At 51.6% G+C, this 21,334-nt stretch carries 22 protein-coding genes, 5 tRNA genes and 1 other annotated feature; of the genes, 6 read left to right on the forward strand and 21 right to left on the reverse strand.

Going from position 1 to position 21,334, the window contains the following annotated elements; all coding sequences use genetic code 11:
* Positions 1-116: 116 nt before the first annotated feature.
* The 4 genes from bamD to pheA all read left to right on the forward strand — a co-directional run bounded on the left by bamD (position 117) and on the right by pheA (position 2,867).
* Complete coding sequence (gene bamD / locus PO881_RS14785) at positions 117-857, forward strand: outer membrane protein assembly factor BamD (protein WP_008109011.1); 741 nt, start codon at positions 117-119, stop codon at positions 855-857.
* Positions 858-1,133: 276 nt separating this feature from the next.
* Complete coding sequence (gene raiA, locus PO881_RS14790; RefSeq protein WP_008109009.1) at positions 1,134-1,460, forward strand: ribosome-associated translation inhibitor RaiA; 327 nt, start codon at positions 1,134-1,136, stop codon at positions 1,458-1,460.
* Between the two features lie 96 nt (positions 1,461-1,556).
* Positions 1,557-1,681 (forward strand) — a sequence feature (Phe leader region).
* Complete coding sequence (pheL, locus tag PO881_RS14795) at positions 1,558-1,605, forward strand: pheA operon leader peptide PheL (protein WP_100703679.1); 48 nt, start codon at positions 1,558-1,560, stop codon at positions 1,603-1,605. It overlaps the preceding feature by 48 nt.
* 22 nt (positions 1,682-1,703) lie before the next feature.
* Complete coding sequence (pheA, locus tag PO881_RS14800) at positions 1,704-2,867, forward strand: bifunctional chorismate mutase/prephenate dehydratase (RefSeq protein ID WP_154155473.1); 1,164 nt, start codon at positions 1,704-1,706, stop codon at positions 2,865-2,867.
* A 33-nt stretch (positions 2,868-2,900) separates the two neighbouring features.
* Here pheA and tyrA read toward each other — a convergent pair whose 3' ends face one another.
* From tyrA to ffh, 7 genes are all read right to left on the reverse strand, one after another.
* Complete coding sequence (gene tyrA, locus PO881_RS14805) at positions 2,901-4,022, reverse strand: bifunctional chorismate mutase/prephenate dehydrogenase (RefSeq protein WP_061719956.1); 1,122 nt, start codon at positions 4,020-4,022, stop codon at positions 2,901-2,903.
* A gap of 6 nt (positions 4,023-4,028) precedes the next feature.
* Positions 4,029-5,108, reverse strand: a complete 1,080-nt coding sequence (locus tag PO881_RS14810; protein WP_101762625.1) for a 3-deoxy-7-phosphoheptulonate synthase — start codon at positions 5,106-5,108, stop codon at positions 4,029-4,031.
* Between the two features lie 387 nt (positions 5,109-5,495).
* The gene (rplS, locus tag PO881_RS14815; RefSeq protein WP_007893316.1) at positions 5,496-5,846 is read right to left on the reverse strand and encodes a 50S ribosomal protein L19; all 351 of its coding nucleotides are present in this window, start codon (positions 5,844-5,846) and stop codon (positions 5,496-5,498) included.
* A gap of 42 nt (positions 5,847-5,888) precedes the next feature.
* Positions 5,889-6,653, reverse strand: a complete 765-nt coding sequence (gene trmD / locus PO881_RS14820; protein ID WP_192236546.1) for a tRNA (guanosine(37)-N1)-methyltransferase TrmD — start codon at positions 6,651-6,653, stop codon at positions 5,889-5,891.
* 35 nt (positions 6,654-6,688) lie between these two features.
* The gene (gene rimM, locus PO881_RS14825) at positions 6,689-7,237 is read right to left on the reverse strand and encodes a ribosome maturation factor RimM (protein WP_154192282.1); all 549 of its coding nucleotides are present in this window, start codon (positions 7,235-7,237) and stop codon (positions 6,689-6,691) included.
* 18 nt (positions 7,238-7,255) lie between these two features.
* Complete coding sequence (rpsP, locus tag PO881_RS14830) at positions 7,256-7,504, reverse strand: 30S ribosomal protein S16 (RefSeq protein ID WP_007893313.1); 249 nt, start codon at positions 7,502-7,504, stop codon at positions 7,256-7,258.
* Positions 7,505-7,646: 142 nt separating this feature from the next.
* Positions 7,647-9,008 (reverse strand): signal recognition particle protein, encoded by a 1,362-nt coding sequence (gene ffh, locus PO881_RS14835; RefSeq protein ID WP_101762624.1) that lies wholly within the window; start codon positions 9,006-9,008, stop codon positions 7,647-7,649.
* A 167-nt stretch (positions 9,009-9,175) separates the two neighbouring features.
* On the opposite strand from ffh, the gene PO881_RS14840 reads away from it, so the two are divergent.
* A complete protein-coding gene (locus tag PO881_RS14840; protein ID WP_008108993.1) occupies positions 9,176-9,970 on the forward strand; it encodes an inner membrane protein YpjD in 795 nt (264 codons plus the stop codon).
* 10 nt (positions 9,971-9,980) lie between these two features.
* Positions 9,981-11,267: an HlyC/CorC family transporter gene (locus tag PO881_RS14845; RefSeq protein WP_101762622.1), complete on the forward strand. Its 1,287-nt coding sequence runs from the start codon at positions 9,981-9,983 to the stop codon at positions 11,265-11,267.
* Between the two features lie 53 nt (positions 11,268-11,320).
* On the opposite strand, the gene luxS is transcribed toward PO881_RS14845, so the two are convergent.
* The 14 genes from luxS to pncC form a co-directional block, all read right to left on the reverse strand.
* On the reverse strand, positions 11,321-11,836 hold the full coding sequence (gene luxS, locus PO881_RS14850) for an S-ribosylhomocysteine lyase (protein WP_192236523.1): 516 nt from the start codon (positions 11,834-11,836) through the stop codon (positions 11,321-11,323).
* A gap of 150 nt (positions 11,837-11,986) precedes the next feature.
* Positions 11,987-13,591 (reverse strand): glutamate--cysteine ligase, encoded by a 1,605-nt coding sequence (gene gshA / locus PO881_RS14855; protein ID WP_110868328.1) that lies wholly within the window; start codon positions 13,589-13,591, stop codon positions 11,987-11,989.
* 31 nt (positions 13,592-13,622) lie between these two features.
* Positions 13,623-14,051, reverse strand: a complete 429-nt coding sequence (locus PO881_RS14860; RefSeq protein WP_176973520.1) for a YqaA family protein — start codon at positions 14,049-14,051, stop codon at positions 13,623-13,625.
* Positions 14,048-14,614, reverse strand: coding sequence for a fructose-1-phosphate/6-phosphogluconate phosphatase (gene yqaB / locus PO881_RS14865; protein ID WP_008108985.1), 567 nt, complete (start codon positions 14,612-14,614; stop codon positions 14,048-14,050). The genes PO881_RS14860 and yqaB overlap by 4 nt, the downstream gene beginning before the upstream one ends.
* Before the next feature lie 241 nt (positions 14,615-14,855).
* Positions 14,856-14,932 (reverse strand) — tRNA-Arg (locus PO881_RS14870).
* A gap of 44 nt (positions 14,933-14,976) precedes the next feature.
* Positions 14,977-15,053: transfer RNA gene (locus tag PO881_RS14875), tRNA-Arg, on the reverse strand.
* 55 nt (positions 15,054-15,108) lie between these two features.
* Positions 15,109-15,185, reverse strand: a tRNA-Arg gene (locus tag PO881_RS14880).
* Positions 15,186-15,270: 85 nt separating this feature from the next.
* Positions 15,271-15,347 (reverse strand) — tRNA-Arg (locus PO881_RS14885).
* Positions 15,348-15,355: 8 nt separating this feature from the next.
* Positions 15,356-15,448: transfer RNA gene (locus tag PO881_RS14890), tRNA-Ser, on the reverse strand.
* A 305-nt stretch (positions 15,449-15,753) separates the two neighbouring features.
* Complete coding sequence (gene csrA, locus PO881_RS14895; protein WP_008104508.1) at positions 15,754-15,939, reverse strand: carbon storage regulator CsrA; 186 nt, start codon at positions 15,937-15,939, stop codon at positions 15,754-15,756.
* A gap of 249 nt (positions 15,940-16,188) precedes the next feature.
* Positions 16,189-18,816 (reverse strand): alanine--tRNA ligase, encoded by a 2,628-nt coding sequence (gene alaS, locus PO881_RS14900; protein ID WP_192411987.1) that lies wholly within the window; start codon positions 18,814-18,816, stop codon positions 16,189-16,191.
* Positions 18,817-18,951: 135 nt separating this feature from the next.
* Complete coding sequence (locus PO881_RS14905) at positions 18,952-19,467, reverse strand: regulatory protein RecX (RefSeq protein WP_192411988.1); 516 nt, start codon at positions 19,465-19,467, stop codon at positions 18,952-18,954.
* 115 nt (positions 19,468-19,582) lie between these two features.
* The gene (gene recA / locus PO881_RS14910; RefSeq protein WP_280172004.1) at positions 19,583-20,653 is read right to left on the reverse strand and encodes a recombinase RecA; all 1,071 of its coding nucleotides are present in this window, start codon (positions 20,651-20,653) and stop codon (positions 19,583-19,585) included.
* A 93-nt stretch (positions 20,654-20,746) separates the two neighbouring features.
* A complete protein-coding gene (gene pncC / locus PO881_RS14915; RefSeq protein WP_192411989.1) occupies positions 20,747-21,241 on the reverse strand; it encodes a nicotinamide-nucleotide amidase in 495 nt (164 codons plus the stop codon).
* Positions 21,242-21,334 lie beyond the last annotated feature (93 nt).

Genomic DNA, 21,334 nt, shown 5'->3' on the forward strand with positions numbered 1-21,334 from the left:
TTAACGTTGGGTTTTCACGGCGATGCCGTTTAATATAATGTGCTATCGTACCTGGTCATAACTGGGAGCTATACGGACAGCTTCTGCTACAACACTTTGAGGATAATCATTTCGTCATGACGCGTATGAAACATCTGGTGGCTGCTGCCACACTGAGCCTGAGCCTGGCGCTTGTGGGTTGTTCTGGCTCATCAGATCCAGTCCCGGACAGCCCGCCGTCTGAAATTTACGCCACGGCCCAGCAAAAGCTGCAGGACGGTAACTTTAAAGCGGCGATTAAGCAACTGGAAGCACTGGATAACCGCTATCCGTTTGGCCCTTACTCGCAGCAAGTACAGCTGGATTTGATCTACGCGTATTACAAAAATGCCGATCTGCCACTGGCGCAAGCCGCTATTTCTCGCTTTATGCGTCTGAATCCAACCCATCCGAATATCGACTATGTCATCTATATGAAAGGTCTGACGGATATGGCGCTGGATGATTCTGCACTGCAGGGCTTCTTCGGTATCGATCGTTCCGATCGTGATCCGACGCACGCTCGTGATGCTTTCCGTGACTTCTCGCAATTACTGCGCGGTTATCCAAACAGCCAATATGCTGCGGATGCGCAGAAACGTTTGGCATTCCTGAAAGAGCGCCTGGCGAAGTATGAACTCTCGGTGGCGCAATTCTATACCAAGCGCGGTGCCTATGTCGCTGTTGTTAACCGCGTGGAAACAATGATGAAGGATTATCCGGATACTGAGGCGACCCATGAAGCGTTGCCGTTGATGGAGAATGCTTACCGCCAGCTGCAGTTGACGGCTGAAGCCGACAAAGTGGCAAAAATCATTGCGGCAAATAATCAGTCCTGATTATTACACCCACAAAAAAGCAGCCCATGAGGCTGCTTTTTTTATGTCACTTTGTGGATAATTCAGCAGTTTTACAGATTTATCGCTGCAGTTATCCAGTCAATCATGCGCCCTTCCCCAGTCGTCTTCAAGTATTTCCCGCCACTTTCCCGGCCTTTCTCACAATTAAGCGGCATTGACAAAAAGTGACATTTCAATGTGATTTAGATCACACATTTTCTTAATTTCCGCGGTATGCTGGACCTACCCACACGGAAATGACAGAGAGGTTTAACTATGATTCTGAACATTACCAGCAAACAAATGGAAATCACCGAGGCCATCCGTAACCACGTTGAAGAGCGTCTCGCCAAGCTGGAAAAATGGCAAACACATCTGATAAACCCTCACATTGTGTTATCGAAAGAGCCGAAGGAGTTTGTGGCTGATGCCACCATAAATACGCCTAACGGAACGCTGGTTGCCAGCGCGAAACATGATGATATGTATACGGCCATCAATGACTTGATTGCCAAGCTGGAGCGACAACTCAATAAAGCGCAACACAAACCCGAAGCCCGTCGCGCCAACAGCAGTGTGAAAGATTTTCTTCCTACGGAATAAGCAAACATCTTTAGTAACGCGCCTCCGGGCGCGTTTTTTATTGACAGCTTTAAATCACTGCGGTTACTCTCAAGCCACTTCATTTATGGAAACAACCATGAAACATCTGCCGTTCTTCTTCGCATTCTTTTTTACCTTCCCCTGATTGGGAGGCGATTCGTCATGTGAAAATGAATGCGAAGACGAACAACAAAGCCTCCCAAATGGGAGGCTTTTTTATTGGACATTTTACAGGTGAGCCCTATGAATCCCGAAAATCCGCTGCTGGCATTACGCGATAAAATCAGCGCCGTTGATGAAAAACTCTTAGCGCTTTTGTCAGAGCGTCGCACACTGGCCGTTGAAGTTGCGCAGGCTAAACTGGCAACGCATCGCCCTATCCGCGACGTTGAACGTGAACGCGCTCTGCTGGAAAACTTAATTTCACTGGGTAAGAAGCATCAGCTTGATGCGCATTACATCACTCGCCTGTTTCAGTTGGTGATTGAGGATTCGGTTCTTACTCAGCAAGCCTTGTTGCAAAAGAATCTCAACCATCCACATGCTCACGCGCCGCGCATTGCATTCCTCGGTCCGAAAGGTTCCTACTCACATCTTGCGGCGCGCAAATACGCTACCCGGCATTTTGATTCAATGGTTGAGATCGGTTGCCTGAAATTTCATGACATCATCCATCAGGTGGAAAGTGGACAAGCGGACTACGCGGTGATGCCGATTGAAAATACCAGCTCTGGTTCGATCAACGACGTTTACGATCTGCTTCAGCAAACCACGCTATCGATTGTGGGTGAACTGACCATTCCAATTGAGCACTGTGTGCTGGTCAACGGCAGCACCGATTTGCAGCAAATCGAAACGGTATATAGCCATCCTCAGCCATTCCAGCAGTGCAGCCAGTTCATTAATCGTTTCCCGCAGTGGAAAATCGAATACACCGAAAGCACCGCTGCAGCGATGGAGAAAGTGGCAGCGATGAATTCACCAAAGGTTGCCGCATTGGGTAGCGAAGCGGGCGGTGAGCTGTATGGATTGCAGGTGCTGGAGCGCAATCTGGCCAATCAACAGCAGAACCACACGCGCTTCATCGTGCTGGCACGTAAAGCGATTGAAGTTTCGGGTCAGGTTCCAGCGAAAACAACATTGATCATGGCAACGGGTCAACAAGCAGGCGCATTGGTGGAAGCGCTGATGGTATTACGTAACCACGGCCTCATCATGAGCAAACTGGAAAACCGTCCCATCAACGGCAATCCGTGGGAAGAGATGTTTTATATTGATGTGCAGGGCAATCTGCAGTCAGAAAATATGCAGTTGGCGTTAACCGAGTTGAGCGGCTTAACCCGTTCATTAAAAGTTCTTGGCTGCTATCCAGGCGAGAATGTGGTGCCGGTTGAGCCGCGTCTCTAAGCAAAAAGGCATCGGTGAGGATGCCTTTTGTTTTTACTGCCGGCTATCGTTCGCCGATCGCAGCATGCTTCTGCTTTCGACCAAGAAGCGTTTCGCGTAATCACCAAACCAGTGTTCGACGCGCTCAAAGCTATCGATAAAGGCTTGCTTATCGCCCTGCTCGAGCAGTTTGATCGCATCGCCAAATCGCTGGTAATAACGTTTAATCAGCGCCAGATTGCTCTCCGAGGACATGATGATGTCCGCGTAAAGCTGTGGATCCTGCGCAAACAGACGTCCAACCATTGCCAGTTCAAGGCGGTATATCGGTGAAGATAGCGCCAGCAGCTGATCCAGATTAACGTTCTCTTCCGCCAGATGCAGACCGTAAGCGAAAGTCGCAAAGTGACGCAGTGCCTGAATAAACGCCATATTCTGGTCGTGCTCAACGGCACTGATACGATGCAGCCGCGCGCCCCAAACCTGAATCTGCTCAAGAAACCACTGATAAGCTTCCGGCTGACGGCCATCACACCAAACCACAACCTGCTTTGCCAGGCTGCCGCTGTCCGGGCCAAACATCGGATGCAAGCCCAGAACCGGTCCGGTGTGCGCGGCCAGCATCGCCTGTAGTGGGCGATTCTTCACCGAAGCCAGATCGACCAGAATGCAGTCTTCTGGCAATTTCGGCAGCTCACCGATGATTTGCTCGGTCAGATGAATTGGCACACTGATGATCACCATGCCCGCATCTTTCAGCAGCTCGTCAGAGCGTTCCCAATCGCCTTTATCCAGAATGCGGACCTGATAGCCAGAAAGCGTCAGCATCTTTTCAAAAAGACGCCCCATCTGGCCGCGGCCACCTACAATCACCACCGGACGCAACGTCGGACACAGCGTTTTGAAGCCTTTGTCATTTTCATGTGCATAGGATTCACGCATCAAACGACGCAATACATCTTCAATCAAGTCCGGCGACACGCCGAGCGCTTCAGCTTCCTGGCGGCGTGAAGCCAGCATGCTGGCCTCACGCTCAGGAACATAGATCGGCAAACCGTAGCGGCTTTTAACTTCCCCTACTTCGGCTACCAGCTCCAGTCGTTTTGCCAGTAACCCAAGCAGTGCTTTATCTACTTCATCGATTTGATCGCGTAGCGCGGTCAGTTCAGCCACCATGACTCATTACACCTCGTGTGACAGACGCGCCGACAGCACTCCCTGCAGATCCTGATGGATTTCACGCAGCAATGTTTCAGTGGTTTCCCAGTTGATGCAGGCATCAGTGACGGACACACCGTATTTCATTTCGCTACGTGGCTGTTCAGAAGACTGGTTGCCTTCATGAATGTTGCTTTCCAACATCAGGCCAATGATGGAACGGTTTCCATCTTTAATCTGCGCAATAGCCGATTCGGCTACGCCAGGCTGGCGACGATAGTCTTTATTAGAATTACCATGGCTGCAATCTATCATTAAGGCCGGACGCAGTCCCGCTTTCAGCATCTCTTTTTCACACTGAGCGACATCTTCTGGACCGTAGTTAGGTGCTTTACCGCCGCGCAGAATCACATGTCCATCTGGGTTACCCTGCGTTTGCAGCAAGCAAACCTGGCCGGCCTGATTGATGCCAACAAAACGGTGCGGCATTGCGGCGGCGCGCATGGCGTTAATCGCGGTGCCCAGGCTGCCATCCGTACCATTTTTAAAACCAACCGGCATAGAAAGGCCTGAAGCCATTTCACGGTGGGTTTGTGATTCGGTGGTACGCGCACCAATCGCTGACCAGCTAAACAGATCGCCAAGATATTGCGGGCTATTCGGATCCAGCGCTTCGGTCGCCAGCGGTAAACCCATCTCCACGAGATTAACCAGCAGTTGACGCGCGATATGCAGGCCAGCTTCCATATCAAACGAGTTGTTCATGTAAGGATCGTTGATTAACCCCTTCCAGCCGACGGTGGTTCGAGGTTTTTCAAAATAAACGCGCATAACGATGTACAGCTGATCCTTCAACTGTGCAGAGAGAGATTGCAACTGACGGGCATAGGCAAGTGCGGCTTCAGTATCGTGAATCGAACAAGGACCACAAACCACCAACAGACGCGGATCGCGGCCCGCAATAATGTCGGCAATGGTTTGGCGAGAAGACGCAATTTGCGCTTCCTGCGCCGCAGTGAGCGGGAATTTGGCTTTCAGCTCTTGCGGGGTAATCAAAATTTGTTCGTCGGCGATATGCACATTGTTCAGCGCGTCTTTTTGCATGATTGCGATCCTTTTTACTCGTTTATGCGGTTTGGGATCCTCACTGAGGATGGCGCTTACTTTATCACACCCTGTACAGGTTGCAATCCACCTATGTACACATTTATTACCACATCAAATAAAAAACACAGAAAAAATCTAAATATTCATTAGAATCATACTAATAACATAAATAGTGAAAGGATGGCACTGTAAACTAAAGGTTACACCTGATTATGTTCTGATGATGCTCTCAACTAAAAGTTTGGTATAACATTTTGATTTTCATTGTTTTCAGGAAACATACACTTTCCATCTTAGGGATGATCCTGCGCCCTTATACGCCCATAAAAAAAGGGGCTGGCCAAATGGCCAACCCCTTGTTTGCTATTAACTTTGAGAAGTCGCTTACGCGCCAAGACGCTCTTTGATACGAGCTGACTTACCGGTACGCTCACGCAGGTAATACAGTTTAGCTTTACGCACAGCACCACGACGTTTAACAGCAATGCTGTCAATTACTGGAGAGTGAGTCTGGAAGACACGCTCAACACCTTCGCCGTTAGAAATCTTACGAACAGTGAATGCAGAATGCAGACCGCGGTTACGAATAGCGATAACCACGCCCTCGAATGCCTGCAGACGCTTCTTAGAACCTTCTACGACCCATACTTTCACTTCCACGGAATCACCCGGACGGAATGAAGGTACGTCCTGCTTCATCTGCTCTTGTTCAAGTTGCTTGATAATGTTGCTCATAATTAAATCTCTTATCCTGGGTAAACTGATAGTGAGGGAAGATTACTCTCCCGCCTCATCGTTTTGTTGCTGCTGATGTTCACGCTGGAACTCATTTAGCAACCGTGCTTGCTCTTCAGTCAGAGCCAGGTTTTCCAGAAGTTCAGGTCTTCTTAGCCAGGTACGGCCTAACGACTGTTTCAGGCGCCAGCGGCGAATATCGGCATGGTTGCCCGACAGTAAAACTGGCGGAACTTCCATCCCTTCTAACACTTCAGGTCGGGTGTAGTGCGGGCAATCCAGCAAACCATCCGAGAACGAATCCTCATCGGCTGACGCCTGTTTTCCCAGTACGCCGGGAATAAACCGCGCGACCGAGTCAATCAACGTCATGGCTGGCAGCTCACCGCCACTGAGCACGTAATCACCGATTGACCACTCTTCATCAATCTCAGTGTGAATCACGCGCTCATCTATCCCTTCGTAGCGACCACACACCAGAATCAACTTCTGATGGGTCGCCAGTTCGCAAACGCCCTGTTGGTCCAGTTTGCGTCCCTGAGGTGAAAGATAAATCACCTTAGCACCTTCTCCCGCCGCTGCTTTCGCTGCGGAGATGGCGTCCCGTAAGGGTTGCACCATCATCAACATTCCCGGTCCGCCGCCGTAAGGACGATCGTCCACGGTACGGTGCCGGTCATGCGTGAAGTCACGAGGACTCCAGCTTTGAATGTCGAGCAGGCCATTTTTTACTGCCCGGCCAGTTACCCCGTACTCGGTAATAGCGCGAAACATCTCTGGAAACAGGCTAATAACACCAATCCACATCGCGTTCGCCGTTACGTTACCGGATTGTCCGGAGATCAAAAACCAGGATCCCAATCTACTTCAATAAGGCCAGTAGAGAGATCGACTTTCTTGATAACCTGTTCATCAAGAAACGGGATTAACCGCTCTTGCGCACCGAATGCATCCTTCAGGTTTGCCTTAACGACGAGAACGTCGTTCGATCCGGTTTCCATCAAATCAATGACTTTGCCCATCTCGTAGCCTTCGAGGTTCACTACTTTCATTCCCATAAGGTCTTTCCAGTAGTAATCGCCTGCTTCCAGCGCTGGCAGCTGCGTGGAGTCGACCGTAATTTCGCAATTGGTCAACTGTGCCGCAGCGTCCCGATCGTCAATGCCTTTGACTTTGATGATCAGGTCCTGATTGTGGTGCTTCCAGCCCTCGAGTTCGACCTGCTGCCATTTACCGGCGCGATGGATGAACCAAGGTTGGTAGTCGAAGATGCTTTCAGCGTCTTCAGTGGAGGAAAACACTTTGAGCCAACCCCGAATTCCGTAAGCCGCGCCCATTTTTCCCAATACAATCGGGTTAACGGGAGGCTGCCCGGCAGGTTTAATGCTCATGCTCACCACCGTGACAGATTAAGCTGCTTTCTTTGCTTCTTTGATCAGCGCGTTAACGCGATCAGAAAGCGTTGCGCCCTGGCCAACCCAGTGCTCAATACGGTCCAGATCCAGACGCAGACCTTCAGCCTGACCAGAAGCGATCGGGTTGAAGAAACCTACGCGCTCGATGAAACGACCGTTACGAGCATTGCGGCTGTCAGTGACGACGACCTGATAGAACGGACGCTTTTTAGCGCCGTGACGTGCCAAACGAATTGTTACCATAACATCCTCATTAGTTAATAAAGCGCTCGGGCCCCATCGAGGAACGGGGCCCGAGCGCGATATAAAAAGCCCGAAAATTTTACTCATTTTGGCGCAAAAAGCAACCTAAGCGTGCCAAATTTCCGGCTTTATGACGGCCGCCTTAGCGTCCAGGGAATCCAGGCGGCATCATACCTTTCATGCCACGCATCATTTTGGCCATGCCGCCTTTCTTCATTTTCTTCATCATGCGCTGCATATCATCGAACTGTTTCAGCAGTCGGTTGACATCTTGCACCTGCATGCCTGAGCCCAACGCAATACGACGTTTGCGCGACCCCTTGATAATTTCTGGCTTCTCACGCTCTTTACGCGTCATCGAATTGATGATGGCTTCCATGCGGACCAGCACTTTATCATCCATCTGCGATTTCACGTTGTCAGGCAGTTGCCCCATGCCCGGCAGTTTGCCCATCAGGCTCGCCATGCCGCCCATGTTACGCATCTGCTTCAACTGCTCAAGGAAGTCGTTGAGATCAAAACCGTCGCCGGTTTTCAGTTTCTTCGCCAGTTTCTCCGCCTGATCGCGGTCAACTTTGCTCTCGATATCTTCGATCAGCGACAGAACATCGCCCATGCCGAGAATGCGCGACGCGATACGCTCTGGATAGAAAGCTTCCAGCGCTTCGGTCTTCTCGCCCATCCCCATAAATTTGATTGGCTTGCCGGTAATGTGACGAATCGACAGCGCCGCACCACCGCGCGCATCACCATCGACTTTAGTCAGGATCACACCGGTCAGCGGCAGCGCTTCGTTGAAGGCTTTCGCGGTATTGGCGGCATCCTGACCGGTCATGGCATCGACCACAAACAGGGTTTCCACCGGATTTATCGCGGCGTGTACCTGTTTGATTTCGTCCATCATCGCTTCATCGACGTGTAAACGACCGGCGGTATCCACCAGCAGCACATCGTAGAATTGCACTTTGGCTTGTTTTAGCGCGTTCTGAACAATATCGACCGGCTTTTGACTCAGATCGGACGGACAGAAATCCACGCCGACCTGGCCAGCCAGGGTTTCCAGCTGTTTGATCGCCGCAGGGCGATAAACGTCAGCAGAAACTACCAGCACTTTTTTCTTATGCTTCTCGCGCAAGAATTTACCCAGTTTCGCCACGCTAGTGGTTTTACCAGCACCTTGCAAACCTGCCATCAGCACCACGGCTGGCGGCTGAGCATTCAGATTGAGCGCATTATTTTCAGCGCCCATCGCCGCAACCAGTTCGTTGCGCACGATTTTGATGAACTCCTGGCCTGGCGTCAGGCTTTTGTTCACATCGTGGCCAACGGCGGCTTCTTTCACGCGATTAATAAATTCACGCACTACCGGCAGCGCAACGTCGGCTTCCAGCAGCGCCATGCGGACTTCACGCAGCGTGTCTTTGATGTTGTCTTCAGTCAGCCTTCCGCGGCCGCTGATATTGCGCAGGGTTTGCGACAAACGATCGGTTAAATTATCAAACATGCTCTCTCACTTAGAACCGTAGCGAGGCCGCCATAGGCGACACAATGCGGCGGATTATAACACGAAGACGAAGCGATCTCTGCAATTGACCGTCAGATCGTTTGGAGCCTGCTGCCGCTGGCGCTATACTGCTTTTTTCCTTATCTGACCGATACCTGAAAGGATCTATGTTCGTTTTCGCGATCGTGGCGCTGTTCGCCTACTCCCTCAGCCTTGCATTGATCATTCCCAGCCTGCTTAAACGCAACGGTGGCTGGCGTCGTTTTGCTGTGCTTTCTGCCTGCGTGGCGCTGATTGCGCACGCCGTTGCTCTGCAGCAGCGCATTTTTGCTGTTGATAATGGGCAAAACCTCAGCCTGCTTAATATCGGCTCGCTGGTTAGCCTGCTGATCTGCGCCATCATGACAATTGTCGCCTCGCGCAATCGTGGCTGGCTGCTGCTGCCGATTGTTTACAGCTTTGCATTGATTAATCTGGCCTTTGCCACCTTTGTGCCCAATGCCTTTATTACGCATCTGGAAACCACGCCAGGCATGATGGTTCACATCGGTCTGTCGCTGTTTGCCTATGCCACGCTGATCATCGCGGCACTGTATGCGCTGCAGCTGGCGTGGATTGATTACCAGTTGAAAAATAAGAAACTGGCTTTCACTCAGGATATGCCGCCGCTGCTCAGCATTGAGCGCAAAATGTTCCACATCACGCAGATTGGCGTTGTGCTGTTGACGCTGGTGCTGTGCACCGGTTTGCTCTTCATGCATAACCTGTTTAGCGCTGAGAATGTGGATAAAGCAGTTCTCTCCATCATTGCCTGGTTTGTCTACATCGTTCTGCTTTGGGGACACTATCGTGAAGGCTGGCGCGGACGCCGCGTCGTGTGGTTTAACTGTGGCGGCGCATTGCTGCTAACCATGGCCTACTTCGGCAGTCGCGTGCTTCAGCACCTGCTCACCTCTCACTAAGGATTTTGTGTTGGAACACGTTTCAACCACCACGCTGATCATTACGCTGGTCATCATGGTGCTGGTCTCTGCCTATTTCTCCGGTTCAGAGACCGGCATGATGACGCTTAATCGCTACAAACTGCGCCATAAAGCCAAAAGCGGCAATCGCGGTGCGCGTCGGGTAGAAAAACTTCTGCGTCGTCCCGACCGCCTGATCAGTCTGGTTTTAATCGGCAACAACCTCGTTAATATTCTCGCCTCCGCACTCGGCACCATTGTCGGTATGCGCCTGTATGGCGATGCTGGCGTAGCGATTGCCACCGGCATTCTGACTTTTGTCGTGCTGGTTTTTGCCGAGGTGCTGCCGAAAACGGTCGCGGCGCTCTATCCAGAAAAAGTGGCCTATCCCAGCAGCGTGTTACTGGCTCCGCTGCAGTATGTGATGCTGCCGCTGGTGTGGCTGCTGAATACCATTACCCGCATTTTGATGCGCATGGTGGGCATTAAAACCGACGGTTCCATCAGTTCGGCGTTAAGCAAAGAAGAGTTGCGCACCATTGTGCATGAATCGCGCTCGCTGATGTCGCGGCGTAATCAGGACATGCTGCTGTCAGTGCTTGATCTGGAGAAAGTCAGCGTGGATGACATCATGGTGCCGCGCAATGAGATCGTCGGCATCAACGTCAATGATGACTGGAAATCGATTGAGCGCCAGCTGAGTCATTCGCCGCATGGGCGTATCGTCCTGTTCCGTGACTCGCTGGATGACTGCGTTGGTATGCTGCGCGTGCGTGAAGCCTGGCGCATGATGACCGAGAAGAAAGAGTTTAACAAAGATCGCCTGCTGCGTGCTGCTGATGAGATTTACTATGTACCGGAAGGCACGCCGCTTAACGTGCAGCTGGTTAAATTTCAGCGTAACAAAAAGAAAGTCGGCATGGTGGTTGATGAATATGGCGATGTTAAAGGCCTAGTGACGATCGAAGATATTCTGGAAGAGATCGTCGGCGATTTCACCACCTCCATGTCGCCGTCGCTGGCCGAAGAAGTCATGCCGCAAAATGATGGTTCGGTATTGATTGAAGGCAGCGCCAATGTGCGTGAAATCAACAAAGCCTTTAACTGGACGTTACCGGAAGAGGATGCGCGCACCATTAACGGCATGCTGCTGGAAGCACTGGAAGAGATTCCGCTGGTCGATACTCGCGTCACCCTTGGCGCCTACGATATCGATATCCTTGATGTGCAGGACAACATGGTGAAGCAGGTGCGCATTACGCCACACCACGCACTGAAATCCTCCATCGGCTCCTGAAGCCTGTAAACAAAAACGCCGCGATAATCGCGGCGTTTTTCATGGTGTCTCAACTAGATGTGCAGCTCTTTCAGCTTTTCCGCTGGCAGCTTCAAATCTTCGTTGCGGTTCACGCCGATGTCGTGCGCCAGCACATTGCGCGCGATCTGCTGCGCTTCATCCAGTGAGTGCAGTTTGTAGCTGCCGCACTGATATTCGTTCAGCTCTGGAATCTGGCCCTGCTCTTTGACTTTCAGAACATCTTCCATCGCGCCTTTCCAGGCTTTCGCAACACGCTGCTCGTCAGGCGTACCAATCAAACTCATGTAGAAGCCGGTGCGGCAACCCATTGGCGAGATGTCGACGATTTCAACGCCATCACCATTCAGATGATTACGCATGAAGCCAGCAAACAGGTGCTCCAGCGTATGGATGCCACGCTCAGTCAGAATATCAATATTCGGACGGCAAAAACGCAGGTCGAAAACGGTGATGGTATCGCCATGCGGAGTTTTCATGGTTTTTGCTACGCGTACTGCAGGTGCGCCCATGATGGTATGGTCAACAGTAAAACTATCCAGTAGTGGCATACGTCACCTCCTGTTTTGAGATTTTTTTTAAAACGATGAAACTTTTCTGTTCGTCCAGCGTCTGAATATATGAAAGACGCGCATTTGTTATCATCATCCCTGACAACAGAGATGTTTATTTTGGCCACATTGATGTGGCCATTTTCTTTTCTAGCCTTCGCGACCCGCAAGGTAGCTTTCGAAATCCAGCGTATCGCTCTGTTCCAGCTTCTCTTGTGCCTGCACAGACTCCAGCGCCTGACGACTAAAATCTTCTTCGGTCAGAATCTCTAACGACTCTTCACACAGCAGATGACGATATTGCTCTGCCAATGCCACACCCGCGCCGGTCAAACCGTTTTCTTTGATCGCATGCAGGATGCGCGCCGAATAGGTTAGCTCAGGATCGTCGAAAGATGCCACCAGTTGATCGCAAACCTGTTGATATTGCGTGTTGCCGTGATTGCTGTCGAGCACTTCCGCCACGCGACGCAGATCGGCAAACAGCGCTTTACCCACTTCAACCAGCGTGTGTTCTTTTTCGCTGCAACCTACAGCAATGACCTGGCCAGGCTTACGCCCTTCCATCACCACGCGGTTCCAGTTTTTGCGCGTACACAGCAGCTCATCCGCGCTCATTTCTGGCGCATCCGCCAGCGTACACCAAATCAGGAACAGATCGAGGAAGCGCGCCTGATCGGCATCCACACCAATCGCGGAGAATGGGTTGATGTCCAGCGAACGCACTTCAATGTATTCAATACCGCCGCGCAGCAGCGCATCAGATGGTGCCTCGCCTGAACGCGTAACGCGTTTCGGACGAATCGGCGCGTACAGCTCGTTTTCAATTTGCAGCACATTGGTGTTCAACTGCAGCCAGTTGCCATCGGCGTCTTTGGTGCCCATGGCGGCATACTCTTCCGACGGCGTTTTAATCGCCGCTTTCAGCGCTGCAACGTAACCTTCCAGCGAGTTAAAAGTGATACCCAAACCGCTCTGCGATTTGTTGGTATAACCGAGATCGCTCAGGCGCAGTGAGGTGGCGTGAGGCAGCCACAGCGTACCCTTGCCATCACCTTCAAACGGCAGATTGCTCTCGCGCCCTTGCAGGAAAGAGGAGCAGATCGCTGGCGATGCACCGAACAGATACGGAATGACCCAGCCAAAACGATAGTAGTTACGAATCAGACGCAGATAGCCGGCAGAGATGGTCTCTTTACCGCTTTCGGCATCTTTTACATCCGCCCACTCCTGCCAAAACGACAGCGGCAACGAGAAGTTGTAGTGCACGCCAGAGATAATCTGCATCAGCGCGCTGTAGCGATTCTTCAGCCCCTGACGATACAACGTTTTCATTTTGCCAATGTTCGAGCTGCCATACTGCGCCAGCTCGATGCTATCAACGTCATCAATGAAGCCCGGCATGCTGAAAGGCCACAAGCGCTCCTCGCCTAACTCACGCGCCACATGACGGTGAATATCGCGCAGAAACGCCAGTGAACGATCGATGCTCTGATCAACCGGCGTGATGAACTCCATCAGCGTTTCGGCAAAATCGGTGGTGATCCAATCATGCTTGAGCGCTGAACCGAGTGACTCAGGATGTCCTGTGGTTGCCAGGTGACCATCGGGTTTTACGCGTAATGATTCGCGCTCAATACCACGGCCGATACCCTTTAACGCGTCAGGATGCGCCTCCAGCCAGGAAAGTGCCTTAGATACGTCCGGGATCACGTTAACCTCCCGCTGTGTTAATAATTTATTTTTGTTCAGCATAATGTTAGCCGTAGCCTCGAATCTGTGCGAATCAATGCCACCATTGCATTGTTTGTAATGTGGCGGTCGCGATAACGATATAACGCAGCGTTTTACCAATGGCGAGGAACAGCACTGAAGGCAGCCAGGCAAAGCGCAACCAACCTGCAAGCACGCAGAGTAAGTCGCCCACTACCGGCAGCCAGCTAAAAATCAGTGCTGCAGGTCCTAATCGGTGTAACCACGTCATTGCTGTGTCGTGCCATCGCCCTTGCCCTTTTGGCGGCATCAGGCGACCAAGAAGAATGTTGGTCAGGCCACCCAGCGTGTTTCCCACTGATGCAGCCAATAACAATCCATAAACCGAACCCTTTTTGGCGATCAGCAGTGCAACCAGCACCGCTTCCGAGCTTCCCGGTAACAGAGTCGCACTCAGGAAGCTGCTGCCGAATAACGATCCATAGGTCAGAAATTCATTCACAGTAAACGGACATCAACCACGTCCATGCCTGCTGCTTTGGCGGCTTGTACGCCGAAATCAGCATCCTCAAACACTACACAGCGCTCGGGCGCGATACCCATTAATTCAGCGCAGCGTAAAAAGGTATCCGGCTGCGGCTTGTGACGCTGTACGTCATCCGCTCCGACCACCGCATCAAACAGGTGGTAAACACCTAACTCTTCGAGTAAGGCTTTTGCCAGGCTGTGTTCACTGCCGGTGCCCACCGCCATCGGACGGCGACCATGATAAGCCTTTACCACGTCCATCAACGGCAGCGGACGCACGTCATCCAGCAACATCGCTTTCAGTGCAGCGGTTTTTTCCGCCGCCAGCAGATGCGGATCGTGCGTTGCATTGTTCTGCTCAAGAATGAACTGCGCCAGTTGCCAGGTTGGAGCGCCATTGAAGCCCACCATTTTTTCTTCATCCATGGTGAAACCATAGCGGCCAAGCACCTGCTGCCAGGCTTTTCGATGTGTCGGCTCAGTATCCAGAATTGTGCCGTCCATATCGAAAATCAGGGCGTCATATTGGTCGTACATTGTCACTCCATCGAGCACCACAAAATGAGCCATTACTTTAGCGTAATGCGCTCAGGTTGTCGCCAGGCACGCTTAACCGCAAATGCTTTGAAAGCATTAGTTTTTTTCGTTTTCAGAAAAAGGTCAGAGTGCAATGCCGTGGATAAACGCCGGTAAATTCAGCGATTTTTTTACAAGTTGATTTGATTGCTGCAGGATTCAGAAACTGAGAGTCAAAAACAGAAAGGTATCGAAGAAGAGATGGTGCATCCAGAAGGATTCGAACCTCCGACCGCTCGGTTCGTAGCCGAGTACTCTATCCAGCTGAGCTATGGATGCATTGAGTTACTGCTGAAGAAAATTTTGAGAAGTTTGAAGAGGAATGGTGCATCCAGGAGGATTCGAACCTCCGACCGCTCGGTTCGTAGCCGAGTACTCTATCCAGCTGAGCTATGGATGCATTGAGGTTTTCTTACGATGGACTAACTGAAACAACCTGAGGATGATACGAAGAATGGTGCATCCAGGAGGATTCGAACCTCCGACCGCTCGGTTCGTAGCCGAGTACTCTATCCAGCTGAGCTATGGATGCATCGAGTTAATTCTTGTACAACGCAGGGTGCTAACAACTCACCATGAAAGGAACTGCTCGTTCACTCTTACTTCACCTTTCCGAATGGTGCATCCAGGAGGATTCGAACCTCCGACCGCTCGGTTCGTAGCCGAGTACTCTATCCAGCTGAGCTATGGATGCATCGGAAATGGCGGTGAGGCGGGGATTCGAACCCCGGATGCAGCTTTTGACCGCATACTCCCTTAGCAGGGGAGCGCCTTCAGCCTCTCGGCCACCTCACCTTACGCGTTCTTCCGAACCGTGCTTCTGAACTTGTTTCTGCTCATCGGCACTGCGTGGCGCACATATTACTTTCCCGGACTTATAAGTCAAACATTTATTTCCAGCCTTTTGTTTGATTGCACAAATGACACTCAATTCGGATGCTTTAGCGACAAAAAGAGTGATTTATCAACAAAGAAAGCCTGCTGGAGAACAGAAATGGGCGTTAAAGAGAATTGGTAATAGAGAGCGAAAAGCGGAAGATGTGTGGGGCTGGAGAGGAAAAACCGGTAGCGCCTCGCTCATGAGCGAGGCGCTGAATCCGTTAGTAACTCGAGGCTTGAGTTTTTTCGGCTTGAATACGCTGATAGATCTCTTCGCGATGTACCGAAACTTCTTTAGGCGCGTTAACCCCAATGCGGACCTGGTTACCTTTTACACCCAGCACCGTTACAGTCACCTCATCGCCAATCATGAGGGTTTCACCAACTCGACGAGTTAGAATAAGCATTCTTTGCTCCTTGAAAGATTAAAAGAGTCGGGCTTGTTCGGTCTCCCGGCCGTATCCATCATATAACGCTGAACAATGCCTATGACAAATACACCATTGTGCTTCGCCATGCCAATACATTCTGCTGATAGTTAGTTTAGCCGAAATACACTACATCAACCGGACTTTGTCATTACCTGGTGTGCACCGCGTTAAAAAAGCGCCAGAAAACGGGCTTCTGGCGCTTATCACAATGCGAAATTTTATACGTTACAGTCGGTCACTGACCCATTCCTGCACGCCTGCCAGCGCGCCAGCCAGCGCCTGCGGATTTGTACCGCCGGCCTGAGCCATATCTGGGCGACCACCGCCTTTACCACCAACCTGAGAGGCCAGTTCGCCAATCAGCTCGCCGGCTTTTACACGGTCAGTAAGATCTTTGGTCACGCCAGCAATCAATGAAACTTTGCCATCATCAACCGTTGCCAGCACGATAATGGCAGACGTTAACTGGTTCTTCAGATCGTCAACCATGGTACGCAACATTTTCGGCTCAACGTTGCTCAGTTCACTGACCAGCAACTTCGTGCCTTTAACGTCAATCGCCTTACTGCTCAGTGACGCGCTTTCCTGCGCAGCTTGCTGATCGCGCAGTTGCTGCAACTCTTTTTCCAGCGCGCGGACGTGATCAACTAAGCCGCGCACTTTCTCATTCAGGTTACTGCTATTGGCTTTCACCAATTGCGCCACATCCAGCAACTGTTGGCTTTGCGCATTCACTTGTGCCAACGCACCTTCGCCGGTTACGGCTTCAATGCGGCGTACACCTGCAGCAGTGCCCGATTCAGACTGAATGCGGAACAGGCCAATATCACCGGTACGCAGCGCGTGAATACCACCACAGAGTTCGGTAGAGAAATCGCCCATGGTCAGCACACGTACGCGCTGATCGTATTTCTCACCAAACAGCGCCATTGCGCCCTTCTGTTTTGCATCATCGAGATCCATGATTTCGGTCTCAACGACAAGGTTGCGGCGAATCTGCGCGTTAACAATATCCTCGACCTGACGGATTTCCTGCGGTTTCATGGCTTCAAAATGAGAGAAGTCGAAACGCAGATATTTATCGTTAACCAGCGAGCCTTTTTGTCCTACGTGATCACCCAACACCTGACGCAGTGCTGCATGCAGTAAGTGCGTGGCGGAGTGATTCAAACGGATGCGCGCGCGACGCGTTTCATCAACCTGCGCATGCAAACGGTCACCAACGCGTAACTGACCGTTGCTCAGCTTACCGATATGACCAATCGCTTTACCATACTTCTGTGTATCCTGAACGCTAAATTCAGCATTCTGCCCAGCCAGCACGCCAGTATCGCCAACCTGTCCACCTGACTCGCCGTAGAACGGCGTTTCGTCCAGCACGACCACCGCGTCCTGACCTGCGCTGATCTGCTCAACTTGCTGACCGTCGACGAACAGTGCTTCGACTGTCGCATTCAGTTCCAGATGGTCATAGCCTTTAAAGTCGGTTGCGGCATCAATGCGAATGACATTGTTATAGTCGGCACCAAAACCGCTGGCTTCACGCGCACGCTGACGCTGCTGCTCCATCGCGGCTTCAAAACCCGCTTCATCAATCTTCAGATTGCGCTCACGGCACACGTCAGCGGTCAAATCCGCCGGGAAACCGAAGGTGTCGTACAGACGGAACACCGTTTCGCCATCAAGCGTATCGCCCTGCAGCTTGGCCAATTCCTCATCCAGCAGCGCGAGTCCACGCTCCAGCGTTTTGGCAAACTGCTCTTCTTCGTTTTTAAGCGCGTTTTCAACATGCTTCTGCTGACGCTTCAGGTCTTCGCCTGCAGCTCCCATCACTTCAATCAGTGGCGCAACCAGCTTGTAGAAGAAGGCTTCTTTCGCACCCAGCATATTGCCGTGACGTACCGCGCGACGAATAATGCGACGCAGCACATAGCCGCGGTTTTCATTCGATGGGATTACGCCATCGGCGATCAGGAAGGCACAAGAGCGAATATGGTCAGCGATAACGCGCAGCGACTTGTTATCCAGATCGGTTGCGCCAGTTACCTGCGCAACTGATTTGATCAGTTTGGCAAACAGATCGATTTCATAGTTGGAGTTAACGTGCTGCAACACGGCAGCAATACGCTCCAGACCCATGCCGGTATCCACTGACGGTTTAGGCAGCGGCTCCATGGTGCCGTCGGCCTGACGGTTGAACTGCATGAAGACGATGTTCCAGATCTCGATGTAACGATCGCCATCTTCTTCCGGGCTGCCCGGTGGGCCGCCCCAGATATGATCGCCGTGATCGAAGAAAATTTCGGTACATGGACCGCAAGGTCCGGTGTCGCCCATCTGCCAGAAGTTGTCTGATGCGAAAGCGCTGCCTTTGTTGTCACCGATACGGATAATGCGCTCGCGCGGCACACCAATATCGTTAGCCCAGATTTCGAAGGCTTCATCGTCTGTTTCATAGACGGTCACCCACAGGCGCTCTTTAGGCAGCTTGAACCACTGCTCACCCGTCAGCAGTTCCCATGCATAAGCGATCGCTTCTTTCTTGAAGTAATCACCAAAGCTGAAGTTGCCCAACATTTCAAAGAAGGTGTGGTGACGTGCCGTGTAGCCCACGTTTTCGAGGTCGTTATGCTTGCCGCCGGCACGCACACAGCGCTGCGACGTCGTTGCACGCGCATAGTCGCGCTTATCCTGACCGAGGAAAACGTCTTTAAACTGGACCATCCCGGCATTGGTAAACAGCAAAGTCGGGTCGTTGTTCGGTACGAGGGAGCTGCTGGCTACAACCTGATGTCCCTTGCTATGAAAAAAGTCGAGAAACGCTTGACGGATCTCAGCAGTGCTCTTGCTCATAAAATTCCTGGAATCACGCTAACGAACGTTCCCTTTCGCTGGCAAACCCTATCCATCCGGCCTGCCGCTGACTGAGGAACAAAAAGTGGGAATAAGATAAATTTTCTTCAGTGGGAAGTAAAATCACATCGCCTTTCAGTCGTCACTATTTCTGAAAACAGCCTGAATATCTTCCATCATAAAGCCTTTCGACATTAAAAAACGCTGTACCTTGCTTTTCTCAGTCCAGGTTTGCGGTAAGGGTTCGCCAAATTTGCGTTTGGCAAGATCGGCTGCGCACTGGCTCCAGTCTACTTCGGTATCGAATAGCGCCTGATTGATCTCCTCACGGCCAATGCCCTTTTGCTGCAATTCCATACGCACGCGCTGTGGACCATATCCTTTACGTGCACGGCTTTGAATAAAGCGTTCGGTAAAGCGCTCATCGTTGAGCCAACCGCTTTCCTGACACCAGTCGAGCACTTTTTCCAGTAACTCGTCGGGAATGGGCGTATTTTCCTGCTGCTGCAGATAAGCCGCACGTTGGGAAGAGAGCTGTAATTTACGCTTCAGCTCTTCACGACTGTGGTCGCGCTGCGAAAGGATGCGCATAGCGCGGTCGAGTAAACGGGAATATGTTGGCACCGGTGCCGCAGATGGTGATGATGACATAGGATCAACCTTGTTCTAACAGTCGTGCAGGGTCGCAGAGTAAAGCAAGAAGGCAGAGAGGAAAAGCGCTGGCGGGGAAAAGCAAAACGGGAGCATTTCTGCTCCCGTTAATATTTTAGAAATCTTCGTTGGTTTCGCTGGCTTCTTCGCGATCATCCGCGGAGATTTTCGCGGTGTCTGAGGCGGCGGCATCACCACTTAGCAGTAAGTCACGCAGCTTCTTGTCGATTTCATTCGCAATCGCCGGGTTCTCTTTAAGGAAGTTGGTGGAGTTAGCTTTACCCTGACCAATCTTCTCACCGTTGTAGCTGTACCACGCGCCGGCTTTCTCAACCAGTTTGTGCTTCACGCCAAGATCCACCAGCTCGCCAAAGGTGTTGATACCTTCGCCGTACATGATTTGGAATTCAGCCTGCTTAAACGGTGCCGCAACTTTGTTCTTCACGACTTTCACGCGGGTTTCGCTACCTACCACTTCGTCGCCCTCTTTAATCGCACCGATACGGCGGATATCCAGACGAACAGAAGCGTAGAATTTCAGTGCGTTACCGCCTGTTGTGGTTTCCGGGTTACCGAACATCACACCAATCTTCATACGAATCTGGTTGATGAAGATCAGCAGCGTGTTGGACTGCTTCAGGTTACCCGCCAGCTTACGCATTGCCTGGCTCATCATACGAGCGGCCAGACCCATGTGCGAATCGCCAATCTCGCCTTCGATTTCCGCTTTCGGCGTCAGCGCCGCCACGGAGTCGACGATGATGACGTCAACTGCGCCTGAACGCGCCAGCGCATCACAAATCTCCAGCGCTTGCTCACCGGTATCCGGCTGTGAACACAGCAGGTTATCGATATCAACGCCCAGTTTTTTCGCGTACACCGGATCCAGTGCGTGCTCAGCATCGATAAAGGCACAGGTTTTACCTTTACGCTGTGCAGAAGCAATGACCTGCAGCGTCAGCGTGGTTTTACCCGAAGATTCCGGTCCGTAAATCTCAACGATACGGCCCATCGGCAAGCCACCCGCGCCCAGCGCGATATCCAGTGACAGTGAGCCGGTAGAGATGGTTTCGACATCCATTGAGCGGTCTTCACCCAAGCGCATGATGGAGCCTTTACCAAATTGCTTCTCAATCTGGCCCAGTGCGGCAGCTAAAGCCTTCTGTTTGTTCTCGTCGATCGCCATTTCCACTCCTAATCATGCTGGGTGAGTCGACATCAAGTATGTCGCTCGTTCTGTTGCAGCTAATTATACTGTATAGTCATACAGTATCAAGTTTTAATTTATCAGAAATTCATCAAGCAGCGTTTGCAGCGCCCAAGCCACTGACTGACGGCGTACCGCATCACGGTCGCCAGCAAAGATCTGGCGCTGCGCTAGTACGCGCCCCTCTGGACCCACAATCGCAAACCACACGGTGCCCACCGGTTTATCGGGCGTGCCACCTTCAGGACCGGCAATACCGCTTACGGCGATGGCGTATTCTGCCGCTGCCGCTTTAGCCGCACCGGTAGCCATCTCACGCACCGTCTGTTCACTTACGGCGCCATGCTGCTGCAACGTTGTCTCCTGTACGCCGACCATCTGCTGCTTAGCTTCATTGCTGTAAGTAACGAAACCGCGCTCAAACCAGGCAGAGCTACCGCTGATATCAGTAAATACTTTCGCAATCCAGCCGCCGGTGCAGGATTCTGCAGCGGTCACCGTGGCCTGACGTCTCTTCAGCTGTTCGCCAATGCGGTGGCTTAGCTGCTGTAACTGTTCATCGTTCATCGCCTTCTCCCGTTGTGGCGCTTCACGTTAGCAGTAAATGGTGCACTGAAAAGCCCTTTTCAACCTTCAGCCATCATTTCTGCGCAGTGGATT

It is taken from the genome of Pantoea sp. SS70, assembly GCF_029866845.1.
Classification (GTDB): Bacteria; Pseudomonadota; Gammaproteobacteria; order Enterobacterales; family Enterobacteriaceae; genus Pantoea; species Pantoea leporis.